This window comes from Rhizobium chutanense (genome assembly GCF_002531935.1).
GTDB classification, from domain to species: domain Bacteria; phylum Pseudomonadota; class Alphaproteobacteria; order Rhizobiales; family Rhizobiaceae; genus Rhizobium; species Rhizobium chutanense.
In genome coordinates, this window is record NZ_NWSV01000003.1 from 204,137 (window position 1) to 217,214 (window position 13,078).

General features: G+C 62.6%; 12 protein-coding genes. 10 read left to right on the forward strand and 2 right to left on the reverse strand.

All coding sequences use genetic code 11. The features are described 5' to 3' along the window. The first annotated feature begins 32 nt into the window (after positions 1 to 32). The 10 genes from CO666_RS06020 (at position 33) to CO666_RS06065 (ending at position 10,958) form a co-directional block, all read left to right on the forward strand. Positions 33 to 881: a polysaccharide deacetylase family protein gene (locus CO666_RS06020; protein ID WP_097611186.1), complete on the forward strand. Its 849-nt coding sequence runs from the start codon at positions 33 to 35 to the stop codon at positions 879 to 881. A gap of 235 nt (positions 882 to 1,116) precedes the next feature. Next, positions 1,117 to 1,698 carry a TetR/AcrR family transcriptional regulator gene (locus tag CO666_RS06025; protein WP_097611187.1) on the forward strand — a complete coding sequence of 194 codons (582 nt, stop codon included), beginning with the start codon at positions 1,117 to 1,119 and terminating at the stop codon, positions 1,696 to 1,698. Between the two features lie 155 nt (positions 1,699 to 1,853). Next, positions 1,854 to 2,684, forward strand: a complete 831-nt coding sequence (locus CO666_RS06030) for a transporter substrate-binding domain-containing protein (protein WP_097611188.1) — start codon at positions 1,854 to 1,856, stop codon at positions 2,682 to 2,684. 24 nt (positions 2,685 to 2,708) lie between these two features. Continuing rightward, positions 2,709 to 3,455 carry an amino acid ABC transporter permease gene (locus CO666_RS06035; protein ID WP_097611189.1) on the forward strand — a complete coding sequence of 249 codons (747 nt, stop codon included), beginning with the start codon at positions 2,709 to 2,711 and terminating at the stop codon, positions 3,453 to 3,455. Then, complete coding sequence (locus tag CO666_RS06040) at positions 3,452 to 4,234, forward strand: amino acid ABC transporter permease (protein WP_097611190.1); 783 nt, start codon at positions 3,452 to 3,454, stop codon at positions 4,232 to 4,234. The genes CO666_RS06035 and CO666_RS06040 overlap by 4 nt, the downstream gene beginning before the upstream one ends. A 12-nt stretch (positions 4,235 to 4,246) precedes the next feature. After that, positions 4,247 to 5,032, forward strand: a complete 786-nt coding sequence (locus CO666_RS06045; RefSeq protein ID WP_097611191.1) for an amino acid ABC transporter ATP-binding protein — start codon at positions 4,247 to 4,249, stop codon at positions 5,030 to 5,032. Between the two features lie 9 nt (positions 5,033 to 5,041). Further along, entirely contained in the window at positions 5,042 to 6,400 is a 1,359-nt protein-coding gene (locus CO666_RS06050; protein ID WP_097611192.1) for an MmgE/PrpD family protein, read from the forward strand. 13 nt (positions 6,401 to 6,413) lie between these two features. Further along, entirely contained in the window at positions 6,414 to 7,718 is a 1,305-nt protein-coding gene (locus CO666_RS06055) for an LLM class flavin-dependent oxidoreductase (RefSeq protein ID WP_097611193.1), read from the forward strand. 150 nt (positions 7,719 to 7,868) lie between these two features. Next, the gene (locus CO666_RS06060; protein WP_097611194.1) at positions 7,869 to 9,911 is read left to right on the forward strand and encodes a prolyl oligopeptidase family serine peptidase; all 2,043 of its coding nucleotides are present in this window, start codon (positions 7,869 to 7,871) and stop codon (positions 9,909 to 9,911) included. 120 nt (positions 9,912 to 10,031) lie between these two features. Beyond that, the gene (locus CO666_RS06065; RefSeq protein WP_097611195.1) at positions 10,032 to 10,958 is read left to right on the forward strand and encodes a Gfo/Idh/MocA family protein; all 927 of its coding nucleotides are present in this window, start codon (positions 10,032 to 10,034) and stop codon (positions 10,956 to 10,958) included. A 98-nt stretch (positions 10,959 to 11,056) separates the two neighbouring features. On the opposite strand, the gene CO666_RS06070 is transcribed toward CO666_RS06065, so the two are convergent. Both CO666_RS06070 and CO666_RS06075 read right to left on the reverse strand, forming a co-directional pair. Continuing rightward, complete coding sequence (locus CO666_RS06070; RefSeq protein ID WP_097611196.1) at positions 11,057 to 11,506, reverse strand: DNA polymerase III subunit chi; 450 nt, start codon at positions 11,504 to 11,506, stop codon at positions 11,057 to 11,059. Continuing rightward, positions 11,506 to 12,996 carry a leucyl aminopeptidase gene (locus tag CO666_RS06075; protein WP_097611197.1) on the reverse strand — a complete coding sequence of 497 codons (1,491 nt, stop codon included), beginning with the start codon at positions 12,994 to 12,996 and terminating at the stop codon, positions 11,506 to 11,508. The genes CO666_RS06070 and CO666_RS06075 overlap by 1 nt, the downstream gene beginning before the upstream one ends. Between the last annotated feature and the right edge of the window lie 82 nt (positions 12,997 to 13,078).

Consider the following 13,078-nt stretch of genomic DNA (forward strand, 5'->3'; position numbering starts at 1 on the left):
AACATTCGTTACTGATTTGTTGAGCCCTTTCCATGCATCGCTTTTTCGTCTTGGCCTGCATCGCCCTCGCGGCCGCCCTCTCCGCCTGCAGCACCACCAGACAGGCCCCCGACACCTCGATCAAAACCGCCTCGGTGATTGCGCCTGAGGGACGGACGCTTTCCAGCAAGCGCTCCGAGGATGATGAAGCACCGCGCATGACCGGTTGGCACCATCTGGCCGGACGGACGCTGGAGGTTTCCTCGCTTGCCGATCTCAAGCTGCAGGACAAGGAAGTGATCTTGAGCTTCGACGACGGCCCGATTCCGGGCCGGACCGACAAGGTGCTGGCGATCCTCGACCGGTTCGGCGTCAAGGGCGCCTTCATGATGGTCGGCGAAATGGCCGAACTGCATCCGGCGCTCGCCCGCAAGGTCGCCGAGAACGGCAATACGATCGGCAGTCACACCTATGACCACGCCAACCTGAGTTCGCTCGATTTCGACGCGGCGATGGCCGAGGTGATCAAGGGTGAATTGGCGGTGACCAAGGCGACGGGAACCGACGTCTCCTTCTTCCGCTTCCCCTATCTTGCCGAGAGCCACAGGCTTCGCACCGCGATCGCCATGCGCGATATGGTGGTCATGGATGTCGATATCGACAGCAAGGACTATTTCGCCACAACGCCGCTCTCCGTGACGCAGCGGACGATGGACCTGCTGCACAAGCGCGGCCGCGGCATCATCCTCATGCACGACATCCATAAACGTACGGCGACCATGCTGCCGACGCTGCTTTCGGATCTCGAAGCCGAGGGCTACAAGGTGGTGACGCTGAAATTCAATAAGGCGCCGGTGCCGAACAACGTCCTTGCCTCGGCCGATTTCGTAACGATCCGCTAGCGCGGTGCAGCTTTTCACGGAAGCGCAGAACCGCTCTAACTTTTTGTTTTAACGCACGTCCCGGCAAAAGCGCTTCGCGCTTTGCCTGGAATGTTGGTTGAGGCGATGGCCAAAACCACGGCGGAGGCGGAAGATTTTCCAAGGCGTGCACTCAATTCGAAAAATAAAATCTATATAATCTATCATGATAATGATCTTTTGAGAAAGAACGTTCCTTCTCTCTCAATGGATCACCATGCCCCCGTCCCTCCGGCTGTCGTTTCGCGCCAAAATACTCGATGCGATCAGCGATCTCTTCTACCGGCGCGGCACATATCGGGTCGGCATCGACGAGATCGTCCGGGAGCTGAAGATTGCCCGCGCCACCCTCTACCGTCACTTCGGCGGCAAGGAGGACCTCATCATTGCCTATCTCGAGCAGCGCCATACGTTTGTCAGCGGCCAGATGGAGGCGCTGATCTCGGGCAAAAGCGGTGCGGCTGCGATTCTCGCCATTTTCGACAGCCTGTCCGACAAGACACGCACCGAGGCCTTTCGGGGGTGCGCCTTCCTCATTGCGGTGACGGAAAATCCCGGCTCCGCCGCGATACGCGACGTGGCCTACGCGCATAAGCTATTTCTTCGCGAACTCTTCGCCCGGCTCGTCCCGCTCGGCCCCGCCTACGACGACCTCAGCGAGCAACTGCTCCTTCTCTACGAAGGCGCTCTTGCCGGATCGGTGCTGCGCCCGGAAGCAAGGCCCGCAGACGTCGCCCGAAAGACGGCCGCAGCTCTTCTCCAAGCCGGCGGCTTCAACGGGCCTGAAGGTGAGCCGTGATCGACATTACCCTGACGCCGTCGCCAGCCTTTTCGGCCTCGCCTGTTTGCCAGGTGGCGACTGTGGGCGACCCAAATATGCAGTTCAAAAAGCCTCGCGCTGCTCGAGATCATGAACTGATCCCTCAGCCCTTCCTTCAAAAACGGAGCTCAAACATGTCACGCAAAATTTTCCCGAAGGCGCTCCTCGCCATGTCGATCTCGCTGCTGGCGGCAACGCAAGCATTCGCGGACGCCACGCTTGATCGCATCAAAGCCCGCGGCACCCTCTCCGTCGGCGTCATCCTGTCGGGCGCCCCCTTTGGCTATATCGATCCGACGTCACAGACGCAGAAGGGATACAATCTCGATATTGCCAAGGCACTCGCCGACGATCTCGGCGTCAAACTCGAAACGGTCACCGTCACTCCCCCGAACCGCGTGCAATTTCTCCAGCAAGGCAAGGTCGATATCCTGATTGCGAATATGCAATACACGGAGGATCGCGCCAAAGTGCTCGACTGGGTGCCGACACCCTATGACCGCAGCGGCGGCGCCGCCGTCGGACGCAAGGACAGCGGACTGAAGGACTGGGCCGATCTCAAGGGAAAGCCGGTCTGCGTTTCGCAAGGGTCGAACTTCACCCAGCCGCTGATCGAGCAATATGGCGCCGAGGTAAAGGGCTTGCCGAGCCAGCCGGAGTCGCTGCTGGCGCTGCAGGGCGGCAACTGCGTCGCAGCCGTCCATGTCGGCGCCACCGTCGGCCTGCTGCTGGAGGACCGGCCCGAGGAGTGGAAGGACTACACCATCCTCTTCCCGACCGAGCTGCTGCCTTCGGATTCCGTAATCTGGGTCCGCAAGGGCGAAAAGGAGACGGCCGAGGCGCTCGATAAAACGATCCGGCAGCTCCATGCGTCGGGAAAGCTCCTCGAATTTGCCAAGGCGAACCGGCTCCGCAATACCGAATATCTCGAGCAGGAGCGCCAGACCCTGTCGGCCAGCAAGTAAGACAGGTTGCACTGGCGGATCGACATGCAGGATACCAGCATGACCAGCCTGTTCGTCACTTTGGCGAACAGGCTCGGCCTGAACTACGAATTCCTGGCAACGGGCTACGAGGCGCAGATATGGCGTGACGGCTTCATCACCACGCTTTATCTGATCGTCTTGCTGATTCCCGTCAGCCTGATTGCCGGGCTGCTGTTTGCCGCCTGCCTCACATCGGGCAGGCTCTGGCTATCGGCGCCGGTGCGCGCCTTCGTGGAAATCACCCGAAACACCCCGACTCTGGTGCAGCTGATGTTCAGCTTCCTTGTGCTCAATACATTCGTATCGAACCTGGTCGGCGGAGCGCAGAACAATCCGCTGACGCCGTTCTTCTGGGTGGTGGCGGTGGTCGGATTGCACATCGCCGCCTTGCACGCCGAAGCGATCCGCGCAGGCATAGAGGCAGTGCCGTCGGCCACGGTGGAAGCGGCGCGCGGCATCGGCTTCAGCAAGCTGCAGATCCTTCGTTACGTCGAAGTTCCCTTGGCATTTCGGGCCTCGCTGCCGGCGATCGTCAATAATCTCATCAATCTGGTGAAGTTGACGACGGTGGGCAATGCGATTGCGGTCAGCGAGATTACCTATGCCTCGATCATGGTGTGGACCCAGCGCGACAACGTGGTGTCGCTGATGATCGTCATCCTGCTGTTCTTCAGCATCATCAATCTCGCCGTTGCCCGGATCGGCCTGTGGGTGGAGCGCAAGCTCGCCGTGCCGGGGTATGGCCTATGACGACACTGGCGCTTTCCAAGCCGCGCAGGAGCAGCCATCTGCTGCGCAATATCGGTTTCGTGGCATTGCCGCTCGTCATCCTCGTCTGGTCGCTGGCCGACCTGACGCTCGGGCGCGAGCTGGTGACGTGGTTTCCCTATCTCGCTTCCGGCTTCATGATGAACGTCGTCATCAGCCTGTGCGCGATGATGCTCGGAACCTCGCTCGGAGCCGTATTCGGCATCCTGGAACTGGCGTCCTACAGGTTGGTGCGCTACCCTGTGGTCGCCTATGTGCAGGTCTTTCGCAATGCACCGCACCTCGTGCTGATCTTCGCGACGACCTACATCTTTCCCTTCGAAATCGTGGTGGCCGGCAACTACCTGCCCTTCCCCGATTGGCTGAAGGCAGTGATCGGCCTTGCCATACCGGCAAGCGCCTATGTGGCCGAGATCACCCGCGGCGCCATCCTTTCGATCCCGACCACGCAGTGGGAAGCGGCAAAGGGGCTCGGATTTTCGCGCAGCGAGGCGCTGCGCTGGATCATCCTGCCGCAATGCCTCAGGCGCTCGCTGCCGCCATGGATGAACGTATTGGCCTCCATCACCATGGGCACGTCGCTCGCCTCGCTGGTCGGCGTGCATGAATTGTTGCATGCGGCAACGGATGCGAGCACCTCCGTGCGCCGCCTCGACTTCACGATCATCGCCTATATCGTGGTGATGGCCGCCTTCTTCATACTTTGCTACCCGATCGCCCGCCTGACACGACGCCTCGAGCGACGTTTCAACGCGGCCTGAGGATCTGAGACGATGAATACAACAAAAGACGAAGCGATCGTGCGACTGGAGGACGTGCACCTGTCCTTCGGCCAGACAGAGGTGCTGAAGGGCATCAATCTGACCGTCAACAGGGGCAATGCGGTTTCCATCATCGGCCCGTCCGGCTCTGGGAAGTCGACGATCCTGCGCTGCATCAACGCATTGGTGACGCCGCAGCACGGCCGCATCACGGTCGACGGCACCCGCGTCGATCAGTTGGCCAGGGAAAGCGAACGCATCGCGCTGCGCAAGCGCGTCGGCATCGTCTTCCAGCAATACAATCTCTTTCCCCATCTGACGGTGCTGGAGAATATCGTGCTGGCCCCGACCCGCATCCTCGGCGTCGAGCGGCGCGAGGCGGAAAAACGGGCGCGCGAACTGCTCGACAAGGTGAGGCTCTCGGAAAAGGCCGACGCCTATCCCGGCCAGCTTTCCGGCGGCCAGCAGCAGCGCGTCGCGATTGCCCGCGCGCTGGCGATGAAGCCGGAACTGGTGCTGTTCGACGAAGTCACCTCTGCGCTGGACCCCGAGACGGTTGGCGAGGTGCTGTGGGTGATCCGCGACCTCATTCGCGACGGCATGACCAGCATTCTGGTAACCCACGAAATGCGCTTCGCCGAGGAGATCAGCGACACCGTCGTCTTCACCGAAAACGGCCGCATCGTCGACCACGGCTCCCCCGAACAGATTTTTCATAGGTTCGACAATCCACGCATCCGCCAATTCGTCGGCGGCCTGGCCGGTGGGCGCGGGCCGATGCGCGGCGAAGACAACTAGGGTTTCGTCATGACAACCACATTCGCACCCCTGACTTCGGCGTTTGCCCAGGCAATCATCTCTGCGGATCCGTTGGAGGATCCTGCGGCTGTGGACGCGGCCCGTGCGGCGATCATCGATTTTCTCGCCTGCGCGATCGCAGGCGCCCGGGACCGAACGACCGGCATTCTGGCCGATGCCATCGGCGCCCATCTCCCGGGCGAAGCGATCCTGCTCGGAAGCACGCGCCGGACCGATCCGCTGATCGCGGCGTTCGTCAACGGCCATGCCGGCCATGTCCTCGACTACGACGACGTGCACGCAAGCGTGCGCGGCCACCCGACGACGGTGATCGTCCCGGCCCTGCTGGCATTCGCGGCCGAGCGCGAATTTTCCGCGAATGCACTGGTCGCCGCCTATATCGTCGGGCTCGAAGCCATGGCGCGGCTTGGATTGTCGCTCGGCTCGAAACATTACGAGAATGGTTTCCACGCCACGGCAACGCTCGGCACGGTCGGCGCGGCTGCCGCGATCGCTCATCTGACACGCGCCTCGATCGACGAGACCGCCATCGCGCTCGGCCTTGCGGCAACGCAATCGTCAGGCCTGCGGCTGCAGTTCGGCACGGACGCCAAACCCTTTCATGCCGGCATGGCGGCGAGATCCGGGCTCTTGTCGGCGCGATTGGCAGCGGCCGGCTTCGGCGGCGCACGCGATTTCCTCGATCATCCCACCGGGTTCCATTCGGCCTATGCCTTCGGCGCGGAACACCCCTCGGCCCTGACCGAAAACTGGGGTTCGCCATGGCAGATCGTGGCGCCCGGGCTGACCTTGAAGGCCTATCCCTGCTGCACCGCCAGCCATCCGGTCGCTTCCGTCGGCATCGGCCTCAACGAGGAAGGCCTCGGCGCCGAGGCGATCGAGCGCATCACGTTCACCTACCCGCCGGGCGCCGATGCGGCCCTGGTGGTGAGCAGGCCCACCAATGGGATCGAGGCGCGCTTCAGTCCCGAATACGTATTTGCCGCCGCCCTGATCGACGGCGCTCTGCGGCTCGATCATTTCGACGAACAGCCTGTTGCGCCGCGGCTGATGGAACTTGCCCGCCGCACCCACCGGCGCCATGACGACAGCGCGCCGCGCATGTCGAGCGATCCCCGGACCCGCTTCGTCATCGTCGATATCCTGCTTCACGACGGCAGCACGATCCAGCGCCGCTACGACGGCCTGCCGGGGATCACTGATCCGACCGAAAAATTTCGCGACGCAACGGCGTGCCATCCCGCCTACGCCGATATCCCGTCGCTCGTCCGGACAATGAGCAGCACTGCCGATCTTCGCCGATTGCTGGCGCTGCTCAACCAGGATGTCGCCCCAAACCTCGTTTGACGAAGGAATTCCCATGACCCGCAAAAGAGAAATCCATCTGGGCCTGTTCCTGCAGGGAGCCGGCCACCACGTATCCGGCTGGCGCCATCCTCACGCCGAGGCGGGAAGCGAGAATTTCGACTTGCTGAGACGCGTGTCCCGGATCGCCGAAGCAGCGAAATTCGACATGGTCTTTTTGGCCGACGGATTGACCAGCGGCGTCGATGCGCATCCCTCGACGATCGCCCGCTTCGAACCTTTGACATTGCTTTCCGCGCTGGCCGTTGTGACCGACAAGATCGGCCTGGCGGCAACCGCATCCACAACCTATGGCGAACCCTATCACACCGCCCGCGCCTTCGCCTCGATCGACCATCTGAGCCACGGCCGCGCCGCCTGGAACGTGGTCACGACATCCTATGCCCGCACGGCGAACAATTTCTCCAAGGCGCATCCCGAGCATGACGAGCGTTACGCCGTGGCCGAGGAATTCGTCGACGTGGTGCGCGGTCTCTGGGACAGTTGGGACGACGACGCCTTCATCAAGAACAAGCAGAGCGGCATCTATGCCGACCCCGCCAAGATCCATGTGCTCGACCACAAGGGCAAGTACTTCTCGGTCAAGGGGCCGTTGAACATTCCGCGCGCACCGCAGGGCCATCCGATCCTGATCCAGGCGGGTTCATCCGGCCCCGGCCAGGATCTTGCCGCCCGCACCGCCGACGTGGTGTTCACCGCGCAGCAAAGCCGCGAGGAGGCGCAGGCCTTCTACAAGAGCGTCAAGGAACGCGCCGTCCGCTTCGGGCGCCAGCCGGACGACCTCGCCGTCATGCCCGGCTTCCTGCCGGTGATCGGCCGTACGTCCAGGGAGGCCGCGGACAAGCTTGCAGAGCTCGACAAGTGGACGGATACCAGGAGCGCGATGCCGCTTCTGGAAGAACGCATTGGCCACAGCCTTGCCGATTACGACATCGGCGGCCCTCTGCCGGACCTTCCGATCTCCGACCAGTTGCGCAGCCGCGCCGAATTGCTGACCGCGCTTGCAAGGCGCGAGAATCTGACCATCCGCCAGTTGGCGCTGCGCGTTGCCGCCGGCCGCGGCCACCATATCGTGCTTGGCACACCGACCGAGATCGCCGACCGGATGCAGCAATGGTTCGAAAGCCATGCCGCCGACGGCTTCAACGTCATGCCGCCGTTTTTTCCCGAAGGGCTGGAAGACTTCACGCAGATGGTCGTGCCGATCCTGCAGGAGCGCGGCCTGTTCCGCACCGAGTACAATGGTTCGACCCTGCGCGAACATCTCGGCCTCGCGCGGCCGGCACTATCTTCATCCTAATCGTCGGACATATTGGCCAAATCGCCGTGCATCCGTCAGGCGCCCAAAGGACGCCGCGAGACTTGAATCTACGCGTCCACCCGAAATCGATTTCGATTTTCGAACCGATGCGTTAGTTATGCGACGTCAACGGAACCAGGCAGGTCGGACATGAATCTTCACCTCGAAACGGACGACGATCTCCGTACCCGCAAGTTCATCGAGGAACACAACGCGCTTTCCGACGCGGCATTGAGAACACCGCAATTTGCCGAGGATCGCGATGCGATCAAGGCGCTGATCGAGCGGCAGGACAGGCTGATCGTCCCGATGCGCCGAGGCGAGTGGCTGTTCGATTTCCGCCAGAGCAAGGACAATCCGCTCGGCCTCTGGCTCCGTCTGCCGGCGGACCAGGAGCCGTTGCCGGACGCCCAATGGGAGCCGGTGTTCGATCTCGACGCCTTCTGCGCCGGCGAAGGCAAGCGCTGGAACTGGCGCGGCGTCGTCACCTGCCCGTGGGAGCCGACGCGGGTGCTTCTCACGCTTTCGGACGGCGGCTCCGACCTTCTCCGGCTGCTCGAATTCGACGCCGAGAGGAAGGAGATCGTCGAGGGCGGTTTCGATACGCCTGCGGCGCGCTCGCACGCCAATTGGCTGAGCCGCGACGAGATCTGCTATTTCGGCTCCATCGACCGATATTCGGCAACCCGCTCGGGATGGCCGCGCGTCGGGCGGCGATTGAAGCGCGGGCAGCGGCCGGAAGAGGCCGCCATCATGTTCGAGGCCGCCGACGAGGACGTCTACGGTTTCAATCTCGTCATCGACCCTGTTCTGTCGGGCGCTTCGGCGGACGCCGGACTGATCGACATTTTCGTCGCCGCCCACGAGATCGGCGTTTCGAGCGCGTTCCTGATCGGCAACGACGGCGCACGGCGGCGCATCGATCTGCCTGAGGAGGCGGACTTCCAGTTCAATCACGATCATTGCCTTTGGCGGGCGAAGACCGATGAGCGCGTCGCCACCGGCAGCCTCGTGCTGCAGCGCTTCGACCCCACCTCTGAGACTTCAGTGCTCGGGCCGGAGCGGATCCTGTTTCAGCCTGGCGAGGGCCAGTCGATCTCGCAGATGATGCTGATGCGCCAGTGGTGCGTCTTCATCATTTCCGACCGGCTGCGGCCGCGCCTCCTGGTGCTGGACCTGAGCAAGCCCGATGCCGAACAGCGCGAGATCGCGCTGCCGGCCGACATGCAGACGGCTTATTTCAGGCCGCTGCACGCGGATCTGCACCTCGGCGACGATACGCTCTACATCGTCGGCCAGGGCTTCCTGCAGCCACCGGCCTGCTACCGGCTGGAACTGTCGGATCGCAGCACAGAGCCCGGACCGATTTTCGTCGCGGCTGCACCGCGCTATTTCGATGCGACCGATATGTCATCCGAACTGCTGGAAGCTGTCTCGGAAGACGGAACAAAAGTGCCCTACCGGCTGGTCTTGCCGAAGCACTGGACCAAGGGGGCGTTGCCGGTGCTGCTTTACGGCTATGGCGGCTTCGATGTCTCGCTATCGCCGACCTATTCCGGCGTGACAGGGCGCTGGCTCGAGCAAGGCGGCGCCTATGTGCAGGCCTATATCCGCGGCGGCGGCGAATTCGGGCCCGACTGGTATCGCAGCGCCAAGCGGCAGGGGCGAGACCGGGCGTTTGCCGATTTCGTCGCCATCGCCCGCGATCTCGTTGCCCGCGGCTATACCGTGCCGTCACGGATCGCCTGCCAGGGCGGCAGCAATGGCGGCCTGCTGACCGGGGTGATGCTGACGCGTTACCCACAGGATTTCGGCGCCGTCTGGTGCCAGGTGCCGGTGCTCGATATGACACGCTTCCACCTGTTCAGCGCAGGACAGGCCTGGATGGACGAATACGGCGATCCGGAGATGCCGGAAGACCGGGATTTCATGCTCGGTTATTCGCCGCTTCACAATGTCAGGCCGGCAACGGAGCTTGCCTATCCGCCGATCTATATCGAAAGCTCCGCCAATGACGACCGTGTGCATCCCTCGCATGCGCGCCGCTTTGCCGCGCGGCTGGAGGAGGCAGGACACCGGCCGCTCTTCCATGAATTCGGCTCCGGCGGGCATGGCGGCGACGGCAATTCCGAAGAGCGCGCCGCCCGCGCGGCGATGGGTTACAGCTTCCTTCGCCAAACTATCATGAGGTAGGAGGTAGATGGGCCATCATGCGGTAGGATAGAAGAGAATGAAGGGGAGAGCTTGTCGACGCTCTCCTTTCTGCTAAAAGAAGCGCAATAAATCATACTTTTCACAGGCTCGAGCGAAACCATGTCTCCAATCAACCTCGCCATCGTCGGCGTCGGCAAGATCGTCCGCGACCAGCACCTTCCTGCCATCGCCAAGAACCCGGATTTCAAGCTCGTCGCTACGGCGAGCCGCCACGGCACCGTCGAAGGCATCAACAGCTATACGACGATCGAGGCGATGCTCGACGCCGAGCCTTCCATCGATGCCGTCTCGCTGTGCATGCCGCCGCAATATCGCTACGAGGCCGCCTATAAGGCGCTCGTCGCCGGCAAGCATGTCTTCCTGGAAAAGCCGCCCGGCGCAACGCTGAGCGAAGTGGCCGATCTCGAGGCGCTTGCGAGCAAACAGGGCGCCTCGCTCTTTGCCAGCTGGCATTCGCGTTATGCGCCGGCCGTCGAAGCTGCCAAGGCGTTTCTTGCCTCCACGACGATCAAAAGCGTGCACGTGATCTGGAAGGAAGATGTCCGCCACTGGCATCCGAACCAGGACTGGATCTGGCAGGCCGGCGGTCTCGGCGTTTTCGATCCCGGCATCAACGCCCTTTCGATCGTCACCCACATCCTGCCACGGCAGATCTTCATCACGGGAGCCGTGCTCGAATTCCCTGAAAACCGCGATGCGCCCATCGCTGCCGACATTCGCTTCCAGGATGCCGGCGGCCTGCCCGTTCATGCCGAATTCGACTGGCGCCAGACCGGCAAGCAGAGCTGGGACATCGTTGCGGAAACGGCGGCCGGCCAGATGGTTCTTGCCGAAGGCGGCGCCAAGCTTTCGGTCGACGGCACACTGACCTTCGCCGAGCCGGAACAGGAATATCCCTCGCTCTACCATCGCTTCGCCGAAATCATCAAGGCCGGCAAATCGGATGTCGATCTCGCGCCGCTGCGCCACGTCGCCGACGCCTTCATGCTCGGCAAGCGCAAGTTCGTCGAGGCGTTCCACGACTGACCGAAACGCTAAGGGCGTCGCATCGAAACTTGATCGATACGACGCCCTTGGCTCCTTGTTTTATGCATGCCGTTATCGGTGTGGCCCGAGAAGCGACGTCAGGCCTTCTTCTCCCACCGCCCTTCCGTGGTCTGCTGCCAATAGGTGAGGTTATGCCCCTCGCCTTTCAGCTTCTTCCACTGCGCGCGGGCTGTCTCCAACTGCTCCTGGTCGTGACCATCGAACATGAAGACGATACGCTCATAGGCCTCGACCGCCGGCGGCTCGGCGCCGTCGATGATGAAACGCACGGTCGCCGCATTGGCATTGCCTGACGTCACGGTCAAAAGCACCGGCTGGCTTTCGGCGAAATCGCCCTCATCGATGCCGTGCGGCAGGAAGCTCTCCTCGCGGAAAGTCCAAAGATGCGCGTCGAGAGCATCGCGCCGCGCCGGCTCACGCGTCTGAACGGCAACGCGCCAGCCGCGCTCGACGCTTTTGTCGATCAGCGGCGGAAGCGCGTCTTCCAGCCTGGTTTCGGTCAGATGATAGAAGAGAACGTCCGTCATCAGGCTTCATAATGGGTGCGAACGAGTTCGTCGAGCAGGCGCACGCCGAAACCGGAACCCCAGGACTGGTTGATCTCATCCTGCGGCGAGCCCATCGCCGTGCCGGCGATATCGAGGTGCGCCCAGGGCGTATCCTGTACGAAGCGCTTGAGGAAATGCGCCGCGGTGATCGAGCCAGCCTGCCGGCCGCCGGTGTTCTTCATGTCGGCGAACTTGCTGTCGATCAGCTTGTCGTAGTCCTTGCCGAGCGGCATGCGCCAGAGCTTCTCGTTGGTGGAAAGGCCGGCTGCCGTCAGCCGGGCGGAAAGCTGATCGTCATTGGAGAACAGGCCGGCATGCACGTTGCCGAGCGCCACGACGATTGCACCGGTCAGAGTGGCGAGATTGATCATGAACTGCGGATTGAAACGATCGTTGCAGTACCAGAGGGCATCGCAGAGCACGAGGCGGCCTTCGGCATCGGTATTGATCACCTCGATCGTCTGGCCGGACATCGAGGTGACGATATCGCCCGGACGCTGGGCGTTGCCGTCAGGCATGTTCTCGACGAGGCCGATAATGCCGACGGCGTTGACGGCGGCCTTGCGGGAGGCGAGCACATGCATAAGGCCGGTGACGGCTGCGGCCCCGCCCATATCGCCCTTCATGTCCTCCATGCCGGCGGCCGGCTTGATCGAAATGCCGCCGGTATCGAAAACGACGCCCTTGCCGATGAAGGCGATGGGGCGATCCTTGGCCTTGCCGCCCTTCCACTGCATGACCGCCAGGCGCGGCGGACGCACGGAGCCCTGGGCAACGCCGAGAAGCGCGCCCATGCCAAGCCGGCGCATCTCCTTCTCGGTCAGGATCTCCACTTCGACGCCGAGCTTTTCCAGTTCCTTCGCCTTGGCGGCGAACTCGACCGGGCCAAGCACGTTCGGCGGCTCGTTGACGAGGTCGCGGGCAAGATTGACGCCGGCGGCGACCGCTTCGGAATCGGCAAATGCCGTCTTGGCGCCGGCAGGATCGGCGGTGACGACCGTCACCTTGACGGATTTCGTCGGCTTCTCCTCGTCGTCACCCTTCTTCGTTTTGTAGGTATCGAAGCTATAGGCGCGCAGCAGCAGGCCGAGGGCGAAATCGGCGGCTGCCCGCGCGCTCGTCTCGAGGCCGGGCACGTCGATGAAGACGGCGGCCTTGTCGGTATTCTTGATTTTCGCCGCCGCAGCGCCGCCGGCCTTCAGCCAATCATGGGGCGTGAGGCCGGCGGCCTTGCCAAGCCCGATGACGACGATGCGCTCGACGGAGGCGCCTTCCGGGGCGACAATATCGAGCGCGCTCATGGATTTCGCGGAGAATCGGGCGATCCTGGCAGCCTTGGCGATCACGCCGGCCGGATCGACTGTGTCGGCGCCCGCAGGGCTGTCGGCGTCTGCGGTCTTCAACAAGATCGCCAGGCCGCCACTGAGCTTTGCCGACTTTGCGAATGAAATTTCGAACTTTGCTGACATGTCTTCTCCGCTGGGATTCTCGAAATCCGTCCCTGGCGGATAATTTCGCGTTTGGCGGGTCTGTCAATGGCCGGCGACAATT